Source organism: Mycobacteriales bacterium, from assembly GCA_035690485.1.
GTDB lineage: Bacteria > Actinomycetota > Actinomycetes > JAFAQI01 > DASSKL01 > DASSKL01.
Genome location: DASSKL010000094.1, coordinates 18,833 through 43,573, shown reverse-complemented (window position 1 = coordinate 43,573; position 24,741 = coordinate 18,833). Strand labels below are relative to the sequence as shown.

The following is a 24,741-nucleotide window of genomic DNA, read 5'->3' as shown; positions in this document are numbered from 1 at the left end:
ACGCCGCGCTCGCACCCGCCCGCCCGTCAGGGTGAAGCGATCCGCGCGAGGTCGTGCGGCAGTGCGCTCGCGGCCTCCCGGTCGAGCAGCCACAGGGTTCGCTGGCGGCCCACCGCGCCGGCGGCCGGCACCTGCACCCGGCCGGCGCCCGACAGTGCGAGCCGTGCCGCCCCCGCCTTCTCCCGTCCGGTCGCCATCACCCACACCTCGCGCGCCGCGGTGATCGCAGGGAACGTCAACGACAATCGGGTGGGCGGCGGCTTCGGGGCGCCCCGCACGGCGACCACGGTTCGCTCGTCGTGCACCGCCGGCGCCTCGGGGAACAGCGACGCCACGTGCCCATCGGGGCCGACCCCGAGCAGCAGCACGTCGAACACCGGCACCTCGCCGTGGTCCTCCGGCCGGGTCGCTCGCCGAAGCTCGGCGGCGTAGGTGGCGGCCGCGGCCTCCGGGTCGTCGCCGTACTGCCCCCCGGTCGCGGGCATCGGGTGCACCCGGTCGGTCGGGCAGCGCACGTGGTCGAGCAGTGCCTCGCGCGCCTGGGTCTCGTTGCGCTCCGGGTGGCCGGCCGGTAGGAAGCGCTCGTCGCCCCACCACACGTCGAGGTGCTGCCAGTCGACGGCGTCGCGGGCCGGTGAGTCGCGCAGGGTGCGCAGCACCCGCGTGCCGATGCCGCCGCCGGTGAGCACGACCGACGCGGTGCCGCGCGCGGCCTGAGCGTCGACCAGCGCGGTCACCAGCCGCGCGGCCACGGCCTTTGCCAGCAGGTCCGCGTCGTGGTGTACGACGACCAGCGGAGGCGTCATGACGCGGCGGGCTCCCGCCAGATGTGCCGGCGGCGCGGGGCCCGGTCCTGCAGGCCGCTCACGCCGGTGGCGGCGGACAGCGCGTCGGCGTAGGGCTCGTCGGCGTCGAGGCGGCGTACCTCCTCGGCGAGCAGGTCGCCGAGGTCGCGTCGGCCGAGGGGGAGCCGTCGCTCCGGCTGGCCGGGCAGCGACAGGATCGTCACCTGCCCGTCGGGCCGGTCGATCGTGACGCGGTCGCCGTCGACGTCGACGGCAACGCCGGTGATGCCCGGGCCGTCGCTGGTCTCCTGCTCGACGGGCACGCCGAGCCGCGCCCGCAGCCAGCCGGCGAGCAGCGCGGCGGTCGGGCTGCCGGCCTCGGCCGCCACCCGGCCCGCGGTCGCCGTGCCGGGTGAGGTGTCGAACGTCGACGCGAGCAGGCTGCGCCAGCGGGTCGTGCGCGCCCAGGCCAGGTCGGTGTCTCCGGGCGCGTAGTCGTCGGCCCGCGCGCGCAGGGCGGCCAGGGGGTCGGCCGCCTGCACGCAGTCGGTGATCCGCCGGTCGGCGAGCACGCCCAGCGGGTCGGTCGCGATCTGCTCGGGCGGCGGGCCGTGCCACCAGGTGACGACCGGCGCGTCCGGCGCGAGCAGCGGCAGCACCACCGACTCGGCGTGCAGGGTGAGCCGGCCCCACATCCTCAGCACCACCGACTCGGCCGGGCCGAACCGGCCGCCGATCGACACCTCGGCGTCGAGCCGGTTGTCGGAGTCGAGGGACCGGCGTACGACGACCAGGAGCCGGCACGGGTGCGCCGCCGCCGCGGCGGCCGCGGCCTGGGTGGCCTCTGCGACCCGCGGCTCGTCGACGGACACCACGAGCGTGAGTGCCAGCCCGGACGTCACGGCGCCGGCGACCCGCCGCTCGGCGGCGAGTGCGGAGACGACGTCACCGCCGGTCGTGTCCCAGAGGGTCACCATCGCGGGCTCCTCCTCATGGCCGCCTCCAGACCCGCCCGTCGCGGGCGAGCATCGCGTCGGCCCCGCTCGGCCCCCAGCTTCCCGCCCGGTAGGGCTCCGGCGGCCGGCCAGCCCAGAACTCCTCCAGCCGGTCGACTACCCGCCAGCAGGCCTCCACCTCGGCGTTGCGCGGGAACAGCGTCTGGTCGCCGAGCAGCACGTCGAGCAGCAACCGTTCGTAGGCCTCGGGGGAGGACTCGGTGAAGGCGGCTCCGTAGAGGAAGTCCATCGACACGTCGCGCACCTCCATCGCCGACCCCGGCACCTTGGAGCCGAAGCGCAGCGTGACGCCCTCGTCGGGCTGCACCCGGATGACCAGCTGGTTGTGTCCCAGTTCCTCCGTGTCGGTGCTCGCGAAGGGCAGGTGCGGCGCCCGCCTGAACACGATCGCGACCTCGGTGACCCGCCGGGGCAGGCGCTTGCCGGTGCGCAGGTAGAACGGCACTCCGGCCCAGCGGCGGGTGTCGACCTCGAGGCGTACGGCGGCGAAGGTCTCGGTCCGCGAGTCGGCGGGCACGCCCTCCTCCTCGCGGTAGCCCGCGACCCGGCTGCCCGCAAGCCAGCCCTGGTCGTACTGCCCGCGCACGGCGTAGGTGGCGAGATCGTCGGCCACGGAGATCGCGCCGAGCACCTTCAGCTTCTCGGTGCGGATCGCCTCGGCGTCGAAGGCGACCGGCTCCTCCATCGCGGTGAGCGCGAGCAGCTGCAGCAGGTGGTTCTGCAGCACGTCGCGCGCTGCTCCGGCCTTGTCGTAGAAGCCGGCGCGGCCGCCGATGCCGACGTCCTCGGCCATCGTGATCTGCACCGAGTCGATGTGGTGGACGTTCCACAGCGGCTCGAACAGCGTGTTGGCGAAGCGCAGCGCAAGGATGTTCTGGACGGTCTCCTTGCCCAGGTAGTGGTCGATGCGGAAGACGTCCGGCGGCGTGAACACGTCGTCGACCAGCGCGTTGAGCTCCCGTGACGACGCGAGGTCGTGGCCGAACGGCTTCTCGACGACGACGCGCCGCCAGCCGCCCCGGTCGCTGTTGTCGGCCAGGCGGGTGCGGGACAGCTGCTTGAGCACGGTCGGGAAGGCCGCCGGCGGGATCGACAGGTAGAACGCCGCGTTGCCGCTGATGCCGTGGCTGTCCTCGAGCCGCACCAGCTCCTCGTGCATCGTGTCGAAGGCATGGTCGTCGTCGAACGACCCGGGCACGAAGCGCAGCCCGTCGGCCAGCCGCGCCCAGACCTCCTCGCGGAAGCCGGTGCGGGAGTGCTCCTCCGCCGCCGTGCGGGCCAGCTGCTCGAACTCGCCGGCGCCCCAGTCACGGCGGGCGAACCCCAGCAGGACGAAGCCCGGTGGCAGCAGGCCCCGGTTGGCCAGGTCGTAGACCGCGGGGATCAGCTTCTTGCGCGCCAGGTCGCCGGTGACGCCGAAGACCACGAGGGCGCACGGGGCGGGGACACGGGGGAGTCGCCGATCCCGCGGGTCTCGTAGCGGGTTGCCGGGTTCGCTCACGCGACGTCGAGCAGGCGTCGCAGCCCTGCGGCGCGGTCGGTGAGGTGCAGCCGCAGGAACGGCCGCCCGCGAGAGAGCAGGGCCTGCCGGTCGCCGGCGGCCTGCGCCGCCTGCAGCGTCGCCAGGTCGAACGGCCGGCCGGGCACGTCGACCTTTCCGTCCGGCGCCGCCGTGACCTGCAGGAACGCCCCGACCTGCGGCCCGCCCTTGTGGAACTGGCCGGTCGAGTGCAGGAACCTCGGCCCCCAGCCGAAGGTCACCGGATGTCGCGTACGCCGGGCCAGCCGGGCTCGCAGCCCGGCCGCGTCCTCGTCGGTGAGCCGGTCGAGGTAGGCCATCACCGCGAGGTAACCGCGCTCCGGCACCGCAGCGACCAACCGGCCGAGGGCGCCGGCCACGTCGGCCGCGTCGCCCAGCAGGGCCCGGTCGGCGTAAACCTCGACCGGGCCGTCGGCGTAGGCGGCGGTCTCGGCCGGCAACCCCTCGTCGAGCACCTTGTTGGTGTTGTCCTTGGACTCCTGCACGTTGGGCTGGTCGAACGGGTCGATGCCGATGGCCCAGCCGGCCACCGCCGTGGCGAACTCCCAGACGAGGAACTGCGCGCCGAGCGGGCCGGTCACCGTGGTCCCCAGGTCGAGCGCGGTCCCGCCGATCGTCACCGGGTGGGTGTCGTCGGTCGGGGCGAACCCCGGTGCGTCGACGTTCTCGACGACGACCGGCAGCACGCCGCGGCCCTGCTTGCCGGTCGACTCGGCGACCAGCTGCTCGATCCAGTCGCCGAGACCGCTGATGCCCGAGCCGGCGTCGGCGATGACCAGCTTGTCGTGCCCGGCCCTGGCCGCCCCGCCGACGGCCGCCCCGAGCAGAAGTGCAGGGTTGTGCTGGAGCCCGCCGAGAGCCGTCTCGACCGCGGCGGCCTGGTCGAGCAGCTCGTCGATCGGCGCGCCCGCCAGCCCCGAGGGGACCAGGCCGAAGGCCGTCAGCGCGCTGTAGCGGCCGCCGACGTGCGGGTCGGCGGTGAAGACGGCGCGGTAGCCCGCCGCGGTCGCGGTCTGCTCCAGCGGCGAGCCGGGATCGGTCACGACCACGATGCGCCGGGCGGGGTCGATACCCGCGGCCTGGAACGCCTGCTCGTAGATGCGGCGGTGGCTGTCGGTCTCGACCGTGCTGCCGGACTTGCTGGCGACCACGACGACGGTGCGGTCGAGGCGGTCGGCGAGCGCCGCGCCCACCTGGCCCGGATCGGTCGTGTCGAGGATCGTCAGCTCCACGCCGTAGGTGCGGGTGATGACCTCGGGCGCCAGCGACGAGCCGCCCATGCCGGCCAGCACGACGTGGTCGACGCCCTCGGCACGCAGCTCGTCGCGCAGGGCGGTGATGCGGGGGAGCAGCGGTCGCGACGCCCGGGTCACGTCCAGCCAGCCGAGCCGGATCGCCGCCTCCGCGGTGGCCTCCTGGCCCCACAGCGCCGCGTCTTTGGCGACGATCGCGCTGGGCAGGCCGGCCGCCACGGCCTCGTCGACCACCCGGTCGCGTGCGTCGACCAGGGCCTCGCCGCGGGTGATGACCTCGATCATGCCTTCGCCTTCAGCTCGGCCTGCACCGCACGGCTCAGCTCCGTCCAGGCGGCCTCGAACTTCTCGACCGCCTCCTCCTCGAGCACCCGCACCACGTCGTCGTAGTCGACGCCGAGGGCGGCCAGCCGGTCGAGCACCTGCTGCGACTCGGCGTATGTCCCGTGCACGCTGTCGGTCGGGATCTTCCCGTGGTCGGCGGTGGCGAGCAGCGTCGACTCCGGCATCGTGTTGACGGTGCCCGGGGCGACGAGCTCGGTGACGTAGAGCGTGTCGGGGTAGGCCGGATCCTTCGTCGACGTCGATGCCCACAGCGGTCGCTGCGGCTTCGCGCCCGCGGCCTGCAGCGCGCGCCAGCGGTCGGAGTCGAACCGCTGCTCGTAGAGCTGGTAGGCCAGCCGGGCGTTGGCGACCGCCGCCTGGCCGCGTAGCGCCTTCGCCTCGTCGGTGCCGAGCTTGTCGAGCCGCTGGTCGACCTCCGTGTCGACGCGGGAGACGAAGAACGACGCGACGCTGCCGAGCCGGCTCAGGTCGTGGCCGGCGGCCCGGGCCCGCTCGAGCCCCTCGAAGAATGCGTCGATGACGCCGTCGTAGCGCTGCAGCGAGAAGACCAGCGTGACGTTGATGCTGATGCCCTCGGCGAGGCACTGGCTGATCGCCGGCAGGCTCGGCACGGTGGCCGGGATCTTGATGAACAGGTTCGGCCGGTCGACCAGCCACCAGAGCGCGCGGGCCTCGGCGACGGTCTTGTCGGTGTCGTCGGACAGCCGCGGGTCGACCTCGATCGACACCCGGCCGTCGACGCCGTCGCTGGCGTCGTAGGCGGGTCGCAGCACGTCGCAGGCCCAGCGCACGTCGTACGTCGTCAACGCCCGCAGCGCCTCGCCGACGTCGACGCCGCGGCGTGCCAGGTCACGGACCTGCGGGTCGTAGACCTCGCTGCCGCTGATCGCCTTCTGGAAGATGCTCGGGTTGGTCGTCACGCCCACGACGTGACGGTCGCGGATCAGCTCGCCGAGGTTGCCGGTGCGCAGGCGGTCACGGCTGATGTCGTCGAGCCACACAGCGACACCTGCCGCGCTGAGTTGGGCGAGAGGGTCGGTCATGAGGCTCTCCTTAAACGAGTGCTAGTTGCCGGTCGTCGTACCCCGCGTGGCGCCGACCTTGGACAGGGTCGCGTGGGCGGCGGCGACGACCCGCTCCGCGGTCAACCCGAACTGCTCGTAGACCACCTGGTAGGGCGCGCTCGCGCCGAAGTGGTCGAGGCAGAGGATCTCGCCGTCGTCGCCGACGATGTCGCGCCAGCCCTGCCCGACGGCGGCCTCCACCGAGACCCGTGCCCGGATCTCGGGAGGAAGCACCTGCTGGCGGTAGGCGGCGTCCTGCGCGTCGAACCACTCGCGGCACGGCATCGACACGACCCGGGTCGGTACGCCGTCGGACTCCAGCTGCTCGCGCGCGGCGAGCGCGAGGTGCACCTCGCTGCCGGTGCCGACGACGATCACGTGGGGCGTGCCCGAAGACGCCTCCGCGAGCACGTAGGCACCACGGGCGACGTGGTCGGCGGATGCCAGCGTCGAGCGGTCGAGCACCGGCACGCCCTGACGGGTGAGGCACAACCCGGCCGGCCGGTCGGGGTTCTCGAGGATCGTGCGCCAGGCGACGACGGTCTCGGTGGCGTCGGCGGGGCGTACGACGTCGAGCCCGGGGATGGCTCGCAGCGCCGCCAGGTGCTCGATCGGCTGGTGCGTCGGGCCGTCCTCGCCGAGCCCGATCGAGTCGTGGGTCCAGACGTACACGACCGGCAGGCCCATCAGTGCGGCCAGCCGTACCGACGGGCGCATGTAGTCGCTGAACACGAGGAACGTGCCGCCGTAGACCCTGGTCGGCCCGTGCAGCGCGATGCCGTTCAGGGCGGCCCCCATCGCGTGCTCGCGGATGCCGAAGTGCAGCACCCGCCCGTAGGGCGACCCGCCGTGCGCCTCCGGCAGGAAGCTGTCGGCACCGTCGATCGTGGTGTCGTTGGAGCCGGCCAGGTCCGCGGAGCCGCCCCACAGCTCGGGCAGTGCGGGAGCGATCGCGTTGATGACGGCACCGGATGCCTTGCGGGTGGCGACCTGCTTGCCGGCCTCGAACGTCGGCAGCTTCGCGTCCCAGCCCGCGGGCAGGCGCCGCGCGGTCATCCGGTCGAGCTCGGCCGAACGGTCCGGCTGCTCCTTGCGCCAGGCCTGGAAACGCTGCGCCCACTCCGCGTGGCGGGCACGGCCGCGGTCGACCACCTGACGAGCGTGCGCGAGCACCTCGTCGGGCACCACGAACCTCGCGTCCGGGTCCATGCCCATGACCTTCTTGGTGGCGGCCACCTCCTTGGCACCGAGCGCCGAGCCGTGCGCCTCCCCGGTGTTCTGCGCGTCGGGCGCCGGCCAGCCGATGATCGAGTGGACCGCGATGATGCTGGGCCGGTCGGTCGTGTCGCGGGCCGCCACCAGCGCCGCGTGCAACGCCCCGACGTCGTTGACGTCGTCGACCCGCTGGGTGTGCCAGCCGTAGGCCGCGTAGCGCCCGAGCACGTCCTCCGACAGCGCGACCCGGGTGTTGCCCTCGATCGAGATGTGGTTGTCGTCGTAGAGCAGCACGAGGTTGCCGAGCTGCTGGTGCCCGGCGAGGCTGGCGGCCTCGGCCTGCACGCCCTCCTGGATGTCCCCGTCGGAGGCGAACGCCCAGATCGTGTGGTCGAACACCGACTCGCCCGCGGCCGTGTCGGGGTCGAACAGACCGCGCTCCCGCCGGGCCGCCATCGCCATGCCGACCGCGTTGCCGACACCCTGCCCGAGCGGCCCGGTCGTCGTCTCCACACCGACCGTGTGGCCGTGCTCGGGGTGGCCGGGGGTGCGGCTGCCCCACTGCCGGTAGAGCTTCAGGTCGTCGAGCGTCAGCCCGTAGCCCGAGAGGAAGAGCTGGATGTAGAGGGTCAGGCTCGAGTGGCCGCACGACAGCACGAACCGGTCGCGCCCGATCCACTCCGGGTCGGTGGGGTCGTGGCGCAGCAGCCGCTGGAAGAGCAGGTACGCCGCCGGGGCAAGGCTCATCGCGGTTCCGGGGTGGCCGTTGCCGGCTTCCTCGACCGCGTCCATGGCGAGCGCCCGGACCACGTCCACCGCGCGCCGGTCGAGGTCGCTCCACTCCAGGGCAGCAGTGCTAGGGCTCACACTGGCCGAGCCTACCCACGGACCTCGTGACAATTGCCGCGGCTAGCATTGCCTCCTGTGACGCTCGTCCCGCTTGCTGAGCATCCGACCGTTGTACCCACCCGCCCGTCCGTCGGTGCGCTGGTGCGTGCATACGTCGGGCTCACCAAACCGCGGATCATCGAGCTGCTCCTCGTCACGACCGTCCCGGCCATGGTGCTCGCCGAGCGCGGCTGGCCGGCCTGGAGCATCCTCGTCGCCACGCTGGTCGGCGGCACGCTGGCCGCCGGCAGTGCCAACACGCTCAACTGCTATGTCGACCGCGACATCGACGCGGTCATGCACCGCACGTCCCGCCGGCCGTTGGTCGCCACCTCGCTGGTGAGCCCGGCCGCGGCGCTGCGGTTCGGCATCGTGCTGGGCGTGGCCGCGACCGCGCTGCTGGGGTTCGCGGTCAACTGGCCGTCGGCGCTGATGGCCGACGCCGCGATCCTGTTCTACGTCCTCGTCTACACGCTCGGGCTGAAGCGGCGTACGCCGTCCAACATCGTCATCGGCGGCGCGGCCGGCTGCTTCCCGGTGCTCATCGGTTGGTCGGCCGTCACCGGCACGGTCGGCTGGGGCGCCGCGGTGCTGTTCGCGGTGGTGTTCCTCTGGACGCCGCCGCACTTCTGGGCTCTCGCGATGCGGTTCCGCGACGACTACGCCGCAGCCGGCGTGCCGATGCTGCCGGTGGTCGCCTCACCGGTCGAGGTGGCCCGCCGGATCGTGCGCTACTCCTACGGGATGGTGGCCGCCTCGTTGGCGCTGGTCGCCTTCGACGCGGGCTGGTTCTACGCGGTGTGCGCGGTGGCGCTGGGCGGGTGGTTCCTGGCCGAGGCGCACCGCATGTCCGGGCGGGCCCGGCGCGGCGAGGACCCGAAGCCGATGAAGCTCTTCCACTACTCGATCACGTATCTGGCGCTGCTGTTCGCCGCCGTGGCCGTCGGCCAGTTCATCGGCTGATCGCCCCCGGCTCTGACCGCCCGCGCGCGCTGACCCACCCCCGGCTCTGACCGCCCGCACGCGCTGACCGACCGCCGCGCGTCCCGCGTGCGTTATGTCTACTGCCGCCGTGTGGGGGTCAAACGATCTCCAAAAGGCCCCACACCGCGGCAGTAGTGGGGGGCACAAGCCGCCGCAGCGGGGGGCACAAGCCGCCGCAGCGGTGGACACAAGCCGCCGCGTGCCCGCGCAGGCGGGGACGAGCTCAGACCTCGACGCGTAGCCGCTCGGCTGCCGGCTCGGGGATCGCCAGCTCGCGGACCGGCGCGGTGAACGCGAGGTTCAGCCACACCGTCACGACCCACAGCACGGTGGCCCCGGCGATGTGCAGCTCGACCAACCCGACCGGCAGGCCGGAGAAGTACTGCGAGTAGCCGATCGCGACCTGCAGCAGCAGCGCGGCGACCAGCCAGCGGCCGACCTTGGCCACGTGCGCGGGCACCTCGGCGATGCGCATGGCGACGAGGGTGGCGATGGCAAGCCCGGTGAGCAGGAGCGCGAAGTCGGCGTGCAGCTGCGTCACGTCGCGCAGGTCGAACGGCAGCCGCACCGTGTGCTCGTCGCCCGCGTGCGGCCCGGTGCCGGTGACGACGGTGCCGAGCGCGAGCACGACGCCCGCGGTGCCGGCGAGGCCGCGGCCCAGCCAGACGACTTCACGGCGTACGACGGGGAGCGGCAGCGGCCGCCAGCCGGGGGCGGCCCGGTGGTGCAGCACGAGGGCGTCCCACAACACGACCATCGACAGCAGGAAGTGCGCCATGACCCAGCCGGGCACCAGGTCGTAGATGACGCTGAGCCCGCCGACCACGGCCTGGGCGGCCACGCCGGCGACCATGCCCCAGGACAGCAGCGTCAGGTCGCGGCGGCGCTGCTGCAGCCGCATCGCCGCGATCGTGGTCAAGATCACGACGACCGTGACGGCGACCGTGACGAGCCGGTTGCCGAACTCGATCCACGCGTGGTAGCCCCAGGGCGGCGCGAGCTGGCCCGGGTCGCACTGCGGCCAGGTCGAGCAGCCGAGGCCCGAGCCGGTCAGCCGCACGGCGCCGCCGGTGACGACGATGATCCCCAGCGCGACCACGGACGCGGCCGTCAGCCAGCGGAAGACACGCGGGGACACGCGGTGGGTCGCCACGCGGCGAAGCGTGTCGCTGACGGTGCTCACGATGCGTTGATCGTACGTCGGGAGGCCGGGCTCGCTGCCGCCCCCCGAGTTCTTCGCGGGGCAGCAGATCGGGTCGCCCCGCTACTCCCAGCGGAAGGTCAGTGCGGCCGCCACCAGGGCGGCGACCGCCCACCCGGCGAGCGTCCACCAGTCGTGCGCCGGCACGGACGCCCCGTGCCGCAGCACGGCGCGCAGGCCGTCGGACAGCGCGGTGACCGGCAGCCACTCGACCGCGTGGCGCAGGCCGGCCGGGAACCGGTCGACCGGGAACACCACGCCGCCGAGCGCCAGCAGCACGATGTAGACGAGGTTTGCGGCGGCCAGCGTCGCCTCGGCCCGCAGGGTGCCGGCCATCAGCAGCCCGAGCCCGCTGAACGCCGCGGTACCCAGGACCAGCAGACCCGCGACCGGCGCGCCGGACCCGTGCGGCGACCAGCCGAGCGCGAAGCCGACGCCGATGAGCAAGGCCACCTGCAGCGCCTCGACCGCGAGCACCGCGAGGGTCTTCGCGGCGAGCAGGCCCCACCGCGGCAGTGGGGTCGCGCCGAGCCGCTTGAGCACCCCGTAGCGCCGCTCGAAGCCGGTCGCGATCGCCTGACCGGTGAACGCCGTCGACAGCACTGCGAGCGCGAGCACGCCGGGGACGAGGTAGTCGACCCGCGGCTTCGGCATCTCCACCACGGGCACGGCCGCGAACAGCGCCAGCAGCAGCGTCGGAATGATGACCGTGAGCAGCAGCTGCTCGCCGTTGCGCAGCAGCAGCCGCAGCTCCATCGCGGTCTGCGCGGCCACGATGCGGGGGAGCGGCGCTGCTCCGGGCCGGGGTGCGAATGTCCCTGCAGTCATCGGCCGAGCCCGCTTCCGAGGCCGCTCACCGCAGCGCCTTGCCGGTGAGCTCGAGGAAGACGTCCTCCAGCGAACGGGAACCGATCTTCAGGTCGTCGGGCATGACTCCATGGCCGGCGCACCATGCGGTCACCGTGGCGAGGAACTGCGGGTCGATGGACCCCTCGAGCAGGTAGTGGCCCGACGGTGACTCCTTCGCCGTCGACCCGAGCGGCAGCGCGGCGACCAGCGGGTCGAGGTCGAGGCCGGCCGGTGCCCGGAACCGCAGCTGCTGCTCGGCCGGTCCGGCGGTCAGCTGGCCCGGCGTGCCGGATGCGACGACCCGGCCGGCATCGACGATGACGACGTGGTCGGCGAGGCGTTCGGCTTCCTCCATGTAGTGGGTGCTGAGCACGACCGCGACGCCGTCGGCGCGCAGCTCCTCGACCAGCTCCCAGGTCGCGTGCCGGGCCTGCGGGTCGAGCCCGGCGGTGGGCTCGTCGAGAAAGACCAGCTCCGGGCGGCCGACCACGGCGAGGGCCAGCGACAGCCGTTGCTGCTGCCCGCCTGACAGCCGGCGGTACGGCGTCGCGCCGCAGCTCTGCAGCCCCAGTCGGTCGACGAGCAGCCCGATCGGGATGGGGTCGCGGGCGAACGACGCGACCAGCTCGAGCATCTCGGTCGCCCGCGCTCCGGGGTAGATGCCGCCGGACTGCAGCATCACGCCGACGCGCGGTTTGAGCGCGCGCGCGTCGCGGTGCGGGTCGAGGCCGAGGACGCGCACCGTGCCCCCGTCGGCGCGGCGGAAGCCCTCGCACGTCTCGATCGTGGTCGTCTTGCCGGCGCCGTTGGGCCCGAGCAGCGCGGTCACCGCGCCGTGCGCGGCGGTGAAGGTGAGCCCGTCGGCCGCCACCGTGTCGCCGTAGCGTTTGATGAGGCCGTTGATCTCGACGGCGGCTCCCTCGGCTACGGCCACGGCGCCGAGTCTAGGACGGCGCCGGGGGGCCGGTTTGCGTCCGCCGGACCAATTACGCGACAATAGCGTTGTGAAATTCGTGGAGACGCCGGTTGCGGACACCGCCGCCGATCAGCGCACCCGCGACCGGGTGGCCCGGCTCATCTTCGAGCGCGGCCCGCAGACCGCCGCCGCGCTGAGCGACGCGCTGGGTCTGACCGTCGCCGCGGTGCGCCGGCATCTCGACGCCATGCTCGCCGCAGGCACGATCGTCGGGCGCGAGGCGCGCCCGGCCGAGCGCAAGGGCCGTCGCCGCGGCCGGCCCGCTCGCGTGTTCGCGCTGTCCGACGCGGGGCACGCGGCGATGCCGAACGCCTACGACGACATCGCCTCGGCCGCTCTCCGGTTCCTCGCCGACTCCGGTGGCGAGGAGGCCGTCTCCCGGTTCGCCCAGGCCCGCGTCGCCGAGCTCGAGGTGCGTTACGGCGATCGGCTCGCCGGCGTGGCCGCCGAGGACCGGCCGGCTGCGCTCGCCGAGGCGCTGGCCGCTGACGGCTACGCCGCGCGCACCGACGACGCCGGCACCGGCGTCCAGATCTGCCAGCACCACTGCCCGGTGCAGCACGTCGCCGAGGAGTTTCCGCAGTTGTGCGAGGCCGAGACCGCGGCGTTCGGCCGGCTTCTCGGCGTACACGTTCAGCGTTTGGCAACGATCGCTCACGGCGACGGCATTTGCACCACGCACGTCCCGTTGACCCCCGCACGTCCGACGGCAGGGAGGACCTCCGCATGACGACCACTGACCAGCAACTCAGCGAACTCGGTCGCTACAAGTTCGGCTGGGCCGACGCCGACGTCGCCGGCGCCTCCGCGCGACGCGGCCTCAACGAGGACGTCGTGCGCGGCATCTCGGGCAAGAAGGGCGAGCCCGAGTGGATGCTCAAGCTGCGGCTGAAGGGCCTGCGGTTGTTCGAGAAGAAGCCGCTACCCAGCTGGGGCTCCGACCTGTCGTCGATCGACTTCGACAACATCAAGTACTTCGTCCGGTCGACCGAGAAGCAGGCGACCAGCTGGGACGAGCTGCCCGCCGACATCAAGAACACCTACGACCGGCTCGGCATCCCGGAGGCGGAGAAGCAGCGCCTGATCGCCGGCGTCGCGGCGCAGTACGAGTCGGAGGTCGTCTACCACAAGATTCGCGAGGATCTCGAGGAGAGGGGTGTCATCTTCCTCGACACCGACACCGCGCTGCGCGAGCACGAGGACCTCTTCCGCGAGTACTTCGCGACGGTCATCCCGGTCGGTGACAACAAGTTCGCCGCGCTCAACACCTCGGTGTGGTCGGGCGGCTCGTTCATCTACGTGCCACCGGGCGTGCACGTCGACATCCCGCTGCAGGCCTACTTCCGCATCAACACCGAGAACATGGGGCAGTTCGAGCGGACGCTGATCATCGCCGACGAGGGCTCCTACGTGCACTACGTCGAGGGCTGTACGGCGCCGATCTACTCGTCCGACTCGCTGCACTCCGCGGTGGTCGAGATCGTGGTGAAGAAGGACGCCCGCGTCCGCTACACGACGATCCAGAACTGGTCCAACAACGTCTACAACCTCGTCACCAAGCGGGCCGCCGCGCACGAGGGCGCGACGATGGAGTGGATCGACGGCAACATCGGCTCCAAGGTCACGATGAAGTACCCCGCCGTCTGGCTGCTCGGCGAGCACGCCCGCGGCGAGACCCTGTCGGTCGCCTTCGCCGGGGAGGGCCAGCACCAGGACGCCGGCGCCAAGATGGTGCACGCCGCACCGCACACGTCGTCGACGATCATCAGCAAGTCGGTCGCCCGCGGCGGCGGGCGCACCTCCTACCGCGGTCTCGTGCAGATCCAGGAGGGCGCCCACCACTCGAGGAGCACGGTGAAGTGCGACGCGCTGCTCGTCGACACCGTCAGCCGCTCCGACACCTACCCCTACGTCGACGTCCGCGAGGACGACGTGGCGATGGGCCACGAGGCCACGGTCAGCAAGGTCTCCGAGACCCAGCTCTTCTACCTGATGAGCCGCGGCCTCGGCGAGGACGAAGCGATGGCGATGATCGTGCGCGGCTTCGTCGAGCCGATCGCCCGCGAGTTGCCGATGGAGTATGCGCTGGAGCTCAACCGCCTCATCGAGCTGCAGATGGAAGGTGCCGTCGGCTGATGGCCCCATCGGCACAGATCACTGCGGCGCAGCCGGTCGACGCCCGCCAGGAACGCATCCGTTCGCACGACCCGGCCGACTTCCCGGTCCCCACGGGTCGCGAGGAGGAGTGGCGCTTCACGCCGCTCGACCGGCTGCGCGGCCTGCACGCGACCGATCCCGCGACGCTGCACGCCGACGGCAAGGTCGTCGTCGAGGTGGCCGCCGCCCCCGGCACCCAGGTCGACACCGTCGGCCGCGACGACCCGCGGCTGGGCACGGTGCTGGTCCCCGCCGACCGGGTCGCCGCAGTGGCATACGCGGCCTTCGAGACCGCGACCGTCATCACCGTGCCGGCGGGCTCGGCAGACCCCGAGCCCACCGTCGTCACCCTGCGCGGCGAGGGCGGCACCGCCTTCGGGCACCTGCGCATCGACGTCGGGCGCAGCGCCGGCGCCACCGTCGTGCTCGACCACCAGGGCAGTGCGATCTACGCCGGCAACCTCGAGATCGACGTCGCCGACGGCGCGACGCTGACGCTGATCTCCCTGCAGGACTGGGAGAGCGACGCGGTGCACGCCGGTGCCCAGGTCGTCTGCCTCGGCCGCGACGCCCGGTTGCGGCAGGTCACGGTCACCCTCGGCGGCGACCTGGTGCGGCTGACGCAGACCGTGAAGTACGCCGGACCCGGCGGCGACGCGGAGCTGCTCGGCCTCTACTTCGCCGACGCGCAGCAGCACCTGGAGCACCGGCTGTTCGTCGACCACGCGGTGGCGCACTGCCGCTCCCGGGTCACCTACAAGGGCGCGCTGCAGGGCGACGAGGCGCACACCGTCTGGATCGGCGACGTGCTCATCCGGGCCGAGGCCGACGGCACCGACTCCTACGAGCTCAACCGCAACCTGCTGCTGACCGACGGCGGCCGCGCCGACTCCGTCCCCAACCTGGAGATCGAGACCGGCGAGGTCGTCCAGGCCGGGCACGCCAGCGCCACCGGTCGCTTCGACGACGAGCAGCTGTTCTACCTGCAGGCCCGCGGCATCCCCGCCGACGAGGCGCGTCGCCTGGTCGTCCGCGGCTTCTTCGCCGAGATCATCGCGCAGATCGACGTCCCGGCGTTCCGCGAGCGGCTCGACGCCGCCGTCGACGAGGAGCTGGGCCGGGTGCTGGGCTGATGAGCGGCTACGCCCGTGCCTGCGGCCTCGGCGACCTGGGTGACGAGGCCGCGCTGCACGTCGACATCGACGGCGTGCCGGTCTGCATCGCCAAGAGCTGCGGTGAGTTCTTCGCCATCTACGACGTCTGCTCCCACCAGGACGTGCCGCTCTCCGAGGGCGACGTCGACGACTGCACGGTCGAGTGCTGGCTGCACGGCTCCCGATTCGACCTGCGCACCGGCAAGCCCACGGGTCTGCCCGCCACCCGGCCCGTGCCCGTCTACCCCGTCAAGGTGGACGGCGACGACGTCCTCGTCGCCGTCCACGAACCGCTGTGAAGCTGGAGTCCTGACACCCATGGCCACGCTCGAGATCCGCGACCTGCACGTCTCCGTCGACGACAAGGAGATCCTCCGTGGCGTCGACCTGACCGTGAAGCAGGGGGAGACGCACGCGATCATGGGGCCCAACGGCTCCGGCAAGTCGACGCTCGCCTACTCCATCGCCGGTCACCCCAAGTACACCGTGACCAGCGGCGAGATCCTGCTCGACGGCGAGGACGTCCTCGCCATGACCGTCGACGAGCGAGCGCGGGCCGGCCTGTTCCTCGCGATGCAGTACCCCGTCGAGGTGCCCGGCGTCACGGTCTCCAACTTCTTGCGCACGTCGGTCACGGCGATCCGGGGCGAGGCGCCGAAGCTGCGGACCTTCGTCAAGGAGGTCGACGAGGCGATGGCGCAGCTGCAGATGGACAAGGCCTTCAAGAACCGCAACGTCAACGAGGGCTTCTCCGGTGGTGAGAAGAAGCGCCACGAGGTGCTGCAGCTCGAGCTGCTCAAGCCGAAGATCGCCATCCTCGACGAGACCGACTCCGGTCTCGACATCGACGCACTGAAGGTCGTCTCCGAGGGCGTCAACCGGGTGCGCGAGGCCGGGCAGACCGGCACCCTGCTGATCACCCACTACACCCGCATCCTGCGCTACATCCGGCCCGACTACGTGCACGTGTTCGTCAGCGGCCGGTTCGTCGAGGAGGGCGGCCCGGAGCTTGCCAACCGGCTCGAGGCCGAGGGCTATGACCATTGGGTCAAGGGCGCCGGTCCGGCGGCGATCAACGGCGCCGAGCAGCCCGGCGTGGAGGCCGGCGTCCTGCCCGGCGCCGGGGGACCGGGTCGATGAGCGCTACGGCCTACGACGTCGAGCGCATTCGCAAGGACTTCCCGATCCTGTCGAGGGTGCTACCGAACGGTCGCCCGCTGGTCTACCTCGACAGCTCCAACACCTCGCAGAAGCCGCAGGTCGTCATCGACACCGTGCGGGAGTTCTACGAGCAGCACAACGCCAACGTCGCGCGGGCGATCCACACGCTCGGCGCGGAGGCGACCGAGGCCTATGAGGACGCGCGCCGCAGCGTCGCGGGTTTCCTGCACGCGGCCGACGAGCGCGAGATCGTCTTCACCAAGAACATCACCGAGGGCATCAACCTCGTCGCGCGCGTGCTCGGCGACGCCGGTCGCGTCGGCCCCGGCGACGAGGTGCTGGTCACCGAGATGGAGCACCACTCCAACATCGTCCCCTGGCAGCTCCTCTGCCAGCGCACCGGCGCGACGCTGAAGTGGTTCCCGCTGACCGACGACGGCCGGCTCGACCTCACCGATCTCGACACGCTGCTCACCGAGCGCACCAAGATCGTGTCGTTCGTGCACATGAGCAACATCCTCGGCACGATCAACCCGGTCGACGTCATCGTGCGCCGGGCCCGCCAGGTGGGTGCCCTGGTGTTCCTCGACGCGGCGCAGTCGGCACCCCACCTGGCCGTCGACGTGCAGGCGCTCGGGGTCGACTTCCTCGGCTGCACCGGCCACAAGATGCTCGGCCCGACCGGGGTCGGGGTGCTCTGGGCCAGGCTGTCCTTGCTCGAGGAGCTGCCGCCGTTCCTCGGCGGCGGGGAGATGATCGAGGAAGTCGCGATGACCGGCTCGACCTACGCGGAGCCGCCGCACAAGTTCGAGGCCGGCACCCCGCCGATCGCCCAGGCCGTCGGGCTGGGGGCGGCGATCCGATACCTCGACGACATCGGCATGGACGCGATCGCCGCGCACGAGCACGCGCTCACGGCGTACATGCTCGACGCGTTGCAGGCGGTCGACGGCCTGCGCGTCATCGGGCCGACCGAGCCCGTCGACCGCGGCGGCATCGTGTCGTTCGTGCTGGGTGACCTGCACCCGCACGATGTCGGACAGGTGCTCGACGAGCACGGCATCGCCGTCCGCGTCGGCCACCACTGCGCGCGGCCCACCTGCGTGCGCTACGGCGTGCCCGCGACGACTCGCGCCTCCGTGCACCTCTACACGACGACGCAGGAAATCGACGCCCTGGTCGCCGGGTTGCACCAGGTGAAGAAGTTCTTCGCGCGAGGGGTGGCATGAGCGTCGACTCGATGTACCAGGAGATCATCCTGGATCACTACCGCAACCCGCACCACAAGGGGCTGCGGGAGCCGTACGACGCCGAGGTGCACCACGTCAACCCGACCTGCGGCGACGAGGTGACCCTGCGGGTGCGGCTGTCCGGCGACCGCGTCGACGACGTGTCCTACGACGGCGAAGGCTGCTCGATCAGCCAGGCCTCCACCTCGGTGATGACCGATCTCGTCCTCGGCAAGACCGTCGACGAGGCGATGGCCGTCATGGACGAGTTCGTCTCGCTGATGCAGTCCAAGGGAGCCGGCGAGCCCGACGAGGACGTGCTCGAGGACGCGGTCGCGTTCACCGGTGTCTCGAAGTACCCCGCCCGCGTCAAGTGCGCCCTGCTGGCCTGGATGGCCTGGAAGGACGCGACCGCACAGGCCCTGAACGAGGAGCGTTCGGCATGACCGAGATGGCAGAAACGTTGACCGTCGAGGACGTCACCGAGGCGATGCGCGACGTCGTCGACCCCGAGCTCGGCATCAACGTCGTCGACCTCGGCCTGGTCTACGGCGTCGACATCGCCGACGGCAACGCGGTGACCCTCGACATGACGCTGACGTCGGCGGCCTGCCCGCTGACCGACGTCATCGAGGACCAGACCAACGGCGCGCTCGGCCACCTGGCCAGCGAGGTCGTCATCAACTGGGTCTGGATGCCGCCGTGGGGGCCGGACAAGATCACCGACGACGGCCGCGAGCAGCTCCGCGCTCTGGGCTTCAACGTCTAGTCGGCGGCATCGGCGGCCTCGACCTCCTCGCGGGTGATGCCGAGCAGGAACAGGATCGCGTCGAGGTAGGGCACGTTGACCGCGGTGTCTGCTGCCTCGCGCACGACCGGCTTGGCGTTGAACGCGATCCCGAGCCCCGCCGCCGCCAGCATGTCGAGGTCGTTCGCGCCGTCACCGACGGCGACGGTCTGGGCCAGCGGTACGCCGGCCGCCGCGGCGAACTCCTCCAGCGCCCGCGCCTTGCTCGCCCGGTCGACCACCGGGCCGACCACCCGACCGGTCAGCGCCCCGTCGGCGATCTCGAGCGTGTTCGCCGCGGCGAAGTCGAGAGCCATCGTCTGCACGAGCCCGTCGATGACCTGCGTGAACCCGCCGCTGACGACGCCGACGACGCAGCCCAGCCGCTTCAGCGTGCGCACCAGTGTGCGGGCGCCCGGGGTCAGGCGCAGGGAGTCGCGCACGTCGTCGAGCACCGAGGCATCGAGGCCGGCGAGTAGCGACACCCGGCGCCGCAGCGACTCCGCGAAGTCGATCTCCCCGCGCATCGCGGCCGCGGTCACCTCGGCAACCTGCGCGCCGTAGCCCGCCCGCTCCGCGAGCATCTCGATCACCTCGCCCTGCACGAGGGTCGAGTCGACGTCGAGCACCACCAACCGTTTCGCCCGCCGGTGCAGGCCCGCGGGCTGCACGGCGACGTCGACCTGCTCGGCGGCTGCGACCAGGGACAGGGCCGCGCGCAGGGTCTGCGGATCCCCGCCGGCCACCATCAGCTCGTAGCTCGTGACCGGGTAGCTCGCGATCCGCTCGATCCGTTCGATGTTGGCGCCGTGCTGCGCCAGGGTGCCGGCGACGGCCGCGATCGAGCCGGCGGACAGCTGCTCGGCCAGCACGGTCACGTGGTGGCGTTCGACCCGGGCGGGGTCGGGTGCCGCGGCGATCCGGCGTACGTCGATCTGCACGTCGAGGGTCGTCGCGCAGGGTCCCAGCGCGTGCTGCAGCGCGTCGGTGGTGCGGTCGGCGGCGACGAGCACGCCGAGGAGCAGCCGGTCGCGCACGACGACCTGCTCGACCTCGAGCACGGTGGCGCCCAGCTCGTGCAGGACCGTGAACAGCCCGCTCGTGACGCCGGGGTGGTCGGCGCCGGTGACGGTCAGGTAGAGGGCGTCGACGTCGTCGGGCATGGCTCCCCAGACGCTAGTCGGCGACTCCGGTGGCGTGACCGGCACGTCGGCTGGCGAGCACGCCGAGCACCGCGATGCCGGCCATCGCCAGGTCGATCGCAGCGATGGCCGCGCCGAGCCCGATGGCGCCGCTCTGTGCCCAGGCGACCAGCCCGCCGCCGGCGCCGATCGTGACCACGCTGCAGGTCACGTCGCAGATCTGCAGCGCGGCGGAGTTGGCGCCCTGCTCGCGCTCCGGCGACATGGACAGCGTCAGCACCGAGATCGACGGCATGGCCAGGCCCATGCCGAGACCGGCGACGCACCACAGGGGGAGCGCCAGCCACATCGTGACGTGCGACGACGAGGCCACCAGCGCGAGCGGCCCGATGCCGGTGGCGACGACCGCGAACCCGAGCGGCAGCAGCCGTCGCCGGACCGCCTCGCTGGCCCGGCCCTGCACCCACGAGCCCGCGGCCCAGCCGAGCGCGCCGACGGTCAGCGGGAGACCGGCGGTCGCCGGCGAGGCGCCGTGCACGCGAGTGAGGGCGAGCGGCAGGTAGGCCTCGGCGCCGAAGAAGCCGCCGGCGAGGATGCCGCGCAACGCCACCGTGGCGGGCAGGCCGCGGCGCAGACGCAGCGTGCCGTCGGGGAGAAACCTGCGCAGTGCCGGCAGCATGAGCGCCAGGCCGAGAACCACCAGGGGGATCGACCACCATCCCGGCTGCTGGCCGGCGTACTGCACCGCGGCCAGCCCGCTGGCCACCAGCACGGCGACGACGAGCCCTCCGCGCCGCAGCCCGGCGCCGCCGGCGGCCGAAGGCAGGCCGCGCAGCACCGGCCCGAGCAGCGCCAGCCCGACGAGCACCAGCGGCAGCATGCCCACGAAAACCCAGCGCCAGCCGGGCCCCGACGCGACGGCGCCGGCCGCCGCCGGGCCGACCAGCGCGGGCACCACCCATGCGGCGGAGATGGCCGCGAACGCCTTGGGGCGCAAGGATTCGTCGTAGGCCCGCGCCATGACCACGTAGAGCGCCACGACGATCATCCCTGCGCCGAGACCCTGCACCGCGCGGCCGGCGACGAAGACCGCCATCACCGGCGCGGCACCGGCCATGACGAGCCCGCCGGCGAACAGCCCCATGCCGCCGAGGAGCGATCGTCCGGGGCCGTGGCGGTCGCAGCGAGCGCCCGCGTCGACGATGCCGATCACGTCGGCGATGAAGAACGCCGTGAACGCCCAGGCGTAGTAGCGCAGCCCGTGCAGGTCACGCACGGTCGTCGGCATGATCGTGGCCACGGCCATCGCGTCGACGGCGACGACGGTGATGACGAGCACCGCGCCGAGGGTGGCGAGCCGATGTCCGGCGTCGAGGATCGAACCGCGGACCCTGCCGCCGGCCTCGAGGTCGGCGGCGGTCGTCGCGGTCACAGGCCTACCAACGCGGGCACCGCGTGATCCCTTCCGTCGCGACGGCCGTAGGCTCCGAGCGGTCCCTGATCAACCACGCCAGGAGGAGTCCGCATGAGCATCAGCCTGATCGCCCTCTGGAACAAGCCGGGCGACGTCGAGGCCTTCGAGAAGCACTACCACCAGACCCACATGCCGCTCGCCCGCAAGCTCCCCGGCCTCAAGAGCGCGGAGACCTACAAGACCCAGGGTGACGGCCCTTACTACCGCGTTGCTGTCCTGCACTTCGACGGCCCGGACGCTCTCGGCGCCGCGATGGGCAGCCCCGAGGGCGCCGCGCTCATGGAGGACACCCAGAAGCTCGGCACGCTCGACACGCTCGTCGTCGAGGACGACTGATCCCCGGGGGTGAGTTGGCGCCTGTGCGGGGGATGAGTGATCATGGCCCTGCAGGGGGTCGAATAGGGACAATCGAGAGACACGGAGGTACGCCGTGGCGGACCTGAAGAAGGGCAGCCGGGTGACCGGCGACGAACGCAACCGGCTGGCGACCGACCTGCGGAGGCGCTACGAGACCGGTGACAGCATCCGCGCCCTCGCGGAGTCGACGGGACGCTCCTACGGCTTCATCCACCGCATCCTCAGCGAGTCCGGCACCCCCTTGCGCGGTCGCGGCGGCGCGACCCGCGGACGCAAGCAGTCCTGACCCCTCGCTCCTCCGCGGAAGGTCCTCGGCGCCGCCGGTGTTGTTCGGCGGTGGGACCTACCGCGGAGGAGTGACGAGTCGATGGCACCGGGGCACGGAGCGGGCTGGTCCACGCTGCGCTCCTACAGCCGCGACCGTGAGGTCGGTCGGCAACGCCTGGCCCCCGGCACGATCCGTCGCATCGGCGCCTTCGCCCGCCCCTACCGGCGCTGGCTGGTGCTGCTGCTCGGGCTGATCCTGTTCGATGCGGTCATCGGCGCCGCCAACCCGCTCATCTACAAGCGCATCATCGACGCGATCCTCGGCCACCACGTCAGCACCGTCGAGTGGCTGGCCGGGCTGGTCGCCTTCCTCGCCGTCATCGACGGGGCTGTGTCGCTCGCGATGCGCTGGTACTCCGCCCGCATCGGCGAAGGTCTCATCTACGACCTGCGGGCCAAGGTCTTCGGACACGTGCAGCGCATGCCGATCGCCTTCTTCACCCGCACGCAGACCGGCGCACTGATCACCCGGCTCAACAACGACGTCCTCGGCGCGCAGCAGGCGTTCACCGGCACGCTGTCCAACGTCGTCAGCAACGTGGTCAGCGTCACGATCGTGCTGGCGGCGATGTTCTTCCTGTCCTGGCAGATCACCCTGCTGGCACTGGCGCTGCTGCCGGTCTTCGTGCTCCCCGCGCGCTTCGTCGGGCGGCGCCTGCAGAGCATCACCCGCGAGGGCTATGCGCTCAACGCGGAGATGAACACCACGATGACCGAGCGGTTCAACGTCTCGGGGGCGCTGCTGGTCAAGCTGTTCGGCCGGCCGGAGAGCGAGGACGCCGCGTTTCGCACCCGCGCCCGCCGGGTCGCCGACATCGGCGTGCAGCAGGCGATGTACAGCCGGGTCTTCTTCGTCGCCCTCACCCTCGTCGCCGCGCTGGCGACGGCCATCGTCTACGGCCTGGCCGGCCGGTGGGCGGCCGAGGGCACCCTGCAGGTGAGCACCGTGGTCGCGCTGGTGGCCTACCTCACCCGCCTCTACGGCCCGCTGACGTCACTGTCCAACGTGCAGGTCGACGTCATGACCGCGCTGGTGTCCTTCGAGCGCGTCTTCGAGGTGCTCGACCTGCAGCCTTCGATCGCCGACCGCGAGGGCGCGGTCGCGTTGCCGCGTGAGCTCGGCGGGCGGGCGACGATCGAGTTCGACGACGTGCACTTCCGCTACCCGACCGCGGCCGAGGTCTCGCTCGCGTCGCTGGAGTCGGTCGCGGTCCTCGACAGCACTCCCGACAAGCAGGTGCTGCGCGGTGTCTCGCTGCGGGCCGAACCAGGCCAGCTGGTCGCGCTCGTCGGGCCGTCCGGTGCGGGCAAGACCACCATCAGCCAGCTGGTCACGCGGATGTACGACGTGCAGAAGGGCAGCGTGCGTGTCGGCGGTCACGACGTGCGCGACGTCACCCTCGACTCGCTGCGCAACGCGGTGGGCGTCGTCACGCAGGACGCGCACATGTTCCACGACACGATGCGCGCGAACCTGCTCTTCGCCCGCCCCGACGCGACCGAGGCGCAGATGTGGGAGGCCCTGGACGACGCCAACATCTCCGAGCTCGTCGAGTCGCTGCCCGACGGGCTCGACACCGTCGTGGGTGACCGCGGTTATCGCCTCTCGGGCGGGGAGAAGCAGCGCCTCGCGATAGCCCGGCTGATCCTCAAGGCGCCGTCGATCGTGGTGCTCGACGAGGCCACCGCGCACCTCGACTCCGAGTCGGAAGCGGCTGTGCAGCGGGCGCTCAAGCGGGTGCTCGCCGACCGCACGTCCCTCGTCATCGCGCACCGGCTGTCGACGGTCCGCGAGGCCGACCAGATCCTCGTCGTCGACGACGGGCGCGTCGTCGAGCACGGCCGGCACGACGAACTGCTCGCGGCCGGCGGGCTCTACGCCGAGCTCTACCGCACCCAGTTCGCCCGGTCCCCGGCCGACGAGGTGCCCACTCCTACGGTCGGTTAGCCGCGGGCCTGCTCGCCCCGGCTGACGACCTCGCTGATCTCGTCGAGGATCGCCGGCCACAGCTCCTGGGGAAGGTCGTGCCCCATCCCGGCGAACGTCACGAGCTTGGCGTCGGGCACCGCGTCGGCGGTTGCCTGGCCACCGGGCAGCGGGACCAGGGGGTCGTCCTCGCCGTGGATGACCAGCGTGGGGACGCCTAGCTCCGCGAGCCCGGGCCGCCGGTCGGGGCTCGCCTGGATCGCGAGCAGCTGACGCATCACACCGGTCGGGTCGTAGCCGCGGTCGTAACCGCGGCCGGCGATCGTCTGGATCCATGGGATGTCGTGGGCGAAGCCCGGGGAGCCGATCAACCGCCACATCTCCGGGGCGCTGTCGACGACCTCCTGGCGGCTGGACGCGGGCGGCCGCAGCAGCGCGCCCATGGCGGCCTCGGTCGGCGGAGACACCGACGGGTCCGGCGTCGACATGATCGACGTGAGGCTGCGGGTGCGCTGCGGGTGGTCGATCGCGAACTGCTGCACGATCATGCCGCCCATCGAGGCACCGATCACGTGCGCGCTGTCGAGGTCGAGGGCGTCGAGCAGCCCGGCGGCATCGCCGGCCATGTCGCTCAACAGGTAGGCCGCGGAGGAGAAGTCGCCGCCCATCGCCGCCGCCACGTCGGGCTGGCGGGCATCGTGCAGATGGGTCGACTCGCCCACGTCGCGGTTGTCGTAGCGCACGACGAAGTGGCCACGGCCCGCGAGCTGCGCCACGAACTCGTCGTGCCAGGCGATCAGCTGGGCGCCGAGGCCCATCACCAGCAGGACGGGCGGGTCGGCGCGATCGCCGAACGTCTCGTAGGCAATCTCGAGCGGGCCGACCGCGGCCTTCTGCGTCGTCATGGCGC

Annotated in this window: 23 protein-coding genes and 1 pseudogene; 12 read left to right on the top strand and 12 right to left on the bottom strand. The window is 72.2% G+C overall.

Going from position 1 to position 24,741, the window contains the following annotated elements; genetic code table 11:
- Positions 1-26: 26 nt before the first annotated feature.
- Genes pgl through tkt form a run of 6 tightly spaced genes read right to left on the bottom strand, consistent with a single transcriptional unit; the run spans position 27 to position 8,085 of the window.
- On the bottom strand, positions 27-806 hold the full coding sequence (pgl, locus tag VFJ21_14390) for a 6-phosphogluconolactonase (protein ID HET7408308.1): 780 nt from the start codon (positions 804-806) through the stop codon (positions 27-29).
- Entirely contained in the window at positions 803-1,762 is a 960-nt protein-coding gene (locus tag VFJ21_14385) for a glucose-6-phosphate dehydrogenase assembly protein OpcA (GenBank protein HET7408307.1), read from the bottom strand. The genes pgl and VFJ21_14385 overlap by 4 nt, the downstream gene beginning before the upstream one ends.
- Before the next feature lie 13 nt (positions 1,763-1,775).
- Positions 1,776-3,302 carry a glucose-6-phosphate dehydrogenase gene (gene zwf / locus VFJ21_14380; GenBank protein ID HET7408306.1) on the bottom strand — a complete coding sequence of 509 codons (1,527 nt, stop codon included), beginning with the start codon at positions 3,300-3,302 and terminating at the stop codon, positions 1,776-1,778.
- Positions 3,299-4,879 carry a glucose-6-phosphate isomerase gene (locus VFJ21_14375; GenBank protein ID HET7408305.1) on the bottom strand — a complete coding sequence of 527 codons (1,581 nt, stop codon included), beginning with the start codon at positions 4,877-4,879 and terminating at the stop codon, positions 3,299-3,301. Before VFJ21_14375 ends, zwf begins: the two co-directional genes overlap by 4 nt.
- The gene (gene tal, locus VFJ21_14370) at positions 4,876-5,982 is read right to left on the bottom strand and encodes a transaldolase (protein ID HET7408304.1); all 1,107 of its coding nucleotides are present in this window, start codon (positions 5,980-5,982) and stop codon (positions 4,876-4,878) included. Before tal ends, VFJ21_14375 begins: the two co-directional genes overlap by 4 nt.
- A gap of 21 nt (positions 5,983-6,003) precedes the next feature.
- A complete protein-coding gene (tkt, locus tag VFJ21_14365) occupies positions 6,004-8,085 on the bottom strand; it encodes a transketolase (GenBank protein ID HET7408303.1) in 2,082 nt (693 codons plus the stop codon).
- A 57-nt stretch (positions 8,086-8,142) separates the two neighbouring features.
- Between tkt and VFJ21_14360 the strand changes: the two genes are divergently transcribed.
- Entirely contained in the window at positions 8,143-9,069 is a 927-nt protein-coding gene (locus VFJ21_14360; GenBank protein HET7408302.1) for a heme o synthase, read from the top strand.
- A gap of 244 nt (positions 9,070-9,313) precedes the next feature.
- On the opposite strand, the gene VFJ21_14355 is transcribed toward VFJ21_14360, so the two are convergent.
- The 3 genes from VFJ21_14355 to VFJ21_14345 all read right to left on the bottom strand — a co-directional run bounded on the left by VFJ21_14355 (position 9,314) and on the right by VFJ21_14345 (position 12,074).
- Positions 9,314-10,273, bottom strand: a complete 960-nt coding sequence (locus VFJ21_14355; GenBank protein HET7408301.1) for a COX15/CtaA family protein — start codon at positions 10,271-10,273, stop codon at positions 9,314-9,316.
- Between the two features lie 81 nt (positions 10,274-10,354).
- Positions 10,355-11,119 (bottom strand): ABC transporter permease, encoded by a 765-nt coding sequence (locus VFJ21_14350; protein ID HET7408300.1) that lies wholly within the window; start codon positions 11,117-11,119, stop codon positions 10,355-10,357.
- Positions 11,120-11,144: 25 nt separating this feature from the next.
- Positions 11,145-12,074 (bottom strand): ABC transporter ATP-binding protein, encoded by a 930-nt coding sequence (locus VFJ21_14345; protein ID HET7408299.1) that lies wholly within the window; start codon positions 12,072-12,074, stop codon positions 11,145-11,147.
- A gap of 70 nt (positions 12,075-12,144) precedes the next feature.
- Here VFJ21_14345 and VFJ21_14340 point away from each other — a divergent pair, with 70 nt between their 5' ends.
- Genes VFJ21_14340 through VFJ21_14305 form a run of 8 tightly spaced genes read left to right on the top strand, consistent with a single transcriptional unit; the run spans position 12,145 to position 18,586 of the window.
- Positions 12,145-12,846, top strand: a complete 702-nt coding sequence (locus VFJ21_14340; GenBank protein HET7408298.1) for a transcriptional regulator — start codon at positions 12,145-12,147, stop codon at positions 12,844-12,846.
- Positions 12,843-14,252, top strand: a complete 1,410-nt coding sequence (sufB, locus tag VFJ21_14335; protein ID HET7408297.1) for a Fe-S cluster assembly protein SufB — start codon at positions 12,843-12,845, stop codon at positions 14,250-14,252. The genes VFJ21_14340 and sufB overlap by 4 nt, the downstream gene beginning before the upstream one ends.
- Positions 14,252-15,406 (top strand): Fe-S cluster assembly protein SufD, encoded by a 1,155-nt coding sequence (sufD, locus tag VFJ21_14330; protein ID HET7408296.1) that lies wholly within the window; start codon positions 14,252-14,254, stop codon positions 15,404-15,406. The genes sufB and sufD overlap by 1 nt, the downstream gene beginning before the upstream one ends.
- On the top strand, positions 15,406-15,726 hold the full coding sequence (locus tag VFJ21_14325) for a non-heme iron oxygenase ferredoxin subunit (protein ID HET7408295.1): 321 nt from the start codon (positions 15,406-15,408) through the stop codon (positions 15,724-15,726). Before sufD ends, VFJ21_14325 begins: the two co-directional genes overlap by 1 nt.
- Positions 15,727-15,745: 19 nt before the next feature.
- The gene (sufC, locus tag VFJ21_14320; GenBank protein ID HET7408294.1) at positions 15,746-16,567 is read left to right on the top strand and encodes a Fe-S cluster assembly ATPase SufC; all 822 of its coding nucleotides are present in this window, start codon (positions 15,746-15,748) and stop codon (positions 16,565-16,567) included.
- Positions 16,564-17,817: a cysteine desulfurase gene (locus tag VFJ21_14315; protein ID HET7408293.1), complete on the top strand. Its 1,254-nt coding sequence runs from the start codon at positions 16,564-16,566 to the stop codon at positions 17,815-17,817. Before sufC ends, VFJ21_14315 begins: the two co-directional genes overlap by 4 nt.
- Positions 17,814-18,263 carry an SUF system NifU family Fe-S cluster assembly protein gene (locus VFJ21_14310; protein HET7408292.1) on the top strand — a complete coding sequence of 150 codons (450 nt, stop codon included), beginning with the start codon at positions 17,814-17,816 and terminating at the stop codon, positions 18,261-18,263. Before VFJ21_14315 ends, VFJ21_14310 begins: the two co-directional genes overlap by 4 nt.
- A complete protein-coding gene (locus VFJ21_14305; protein ID HET7408291.1) occupies positions 18,260-18,586 on the top strand; it encodes a metal-sulfur cluster assembly factor in 327 nt (108 codons plus the stop codon). The genes VFJ21_14310 and VFJ21_14305 overlap by 4 nt, the downstream gene beginning before the upstream one ends.
- Here VFJ21_14305 and serB read toward each other — a convergent pair.
- Positions 18,583-19,767 carry a phosphoserine phosphatase SerB gene (serB, locus tag VFJ21_14300; GenBank protein HET7408290.1) on the bottom strand — a complete coding sequence of 395 codons (1,185 nt, stop codon included), beginning with the start codon at positions 19,765-19,767 and terminating at the stop codon, positions 18,583-18,585. The genes VFJ21_14305 and serB overlap by 4 nt on opposite strands.
- 13 nt (positions 19,768-19,780) lie before the next feature.
- Positions 19,781-21,178 (bottom strand): MFS transporter, encoded by a 1,398-nt coding sequence (locus VFJ21_14295; GenBank protein HET7408289.1) that lies wholly within the window; start codon positions 21,176-21,178, stop codon positions 19,781-19,783.
- A gap of 93 nt (positions 21,179-21,271) precedes the next feature.
- Here VFJ21_14295 and VFJ21_14290 point away from each other — a divergent pair, with 93 nt between their 5' ends.
- From VFJ21_14290 to VFJ21_14280, 3 genes and pseudogenes are all read left to right on the top strand, one after another.
- Positions 21,272-21,556: an EthD family reductase gene (locus VFJ21_14290; GenBank protein HET7408288.1), complete on the top strand. Its 285-nt coding sequence runs from the start codon at positions 21,272-21,274 to the stop codon at positions 21,554-21,556.
- A gap of 88 nt (positions 21,557-21,644) precedes the next feature.
- Positions 21,645-21,863, top strand: a pseudogene (locus VFJ21_14285) (helix-turn-helix domain-containing protein).
- An 81-nt stretch (positions 21,864-21,944) separates the two neighbouring features.
- Entirely contained in the window at positions 21,945-23,852 is a 1,908-nt protein-coding gene (locus VFJ21_14280; protein ID HET7408287.1) for an ABC transporter ATP-binding protein, read from the top strand.
- On the opposite strand, the gene VFJ21_14275 is transcribed toward VFJ21_14280, so the two are convergent.
- Positions 23,849-24,736 (bottom strand): alpha/beta hydrolase, encoded by an 888-nt coding sequence (locus tag VFJ21_14275; protein HET7408286.1) that lies wholly within the window; start codon positions 24,734-24,736, stop codon positions 23,849-23,851. The two genes, VFJ21_14280 and VFJ21_14275, sit on opposite strands and share 4 nt — an antisense overlap.
- Positions 24,737-24,741 lie beyond the last annotated feature (5 nt).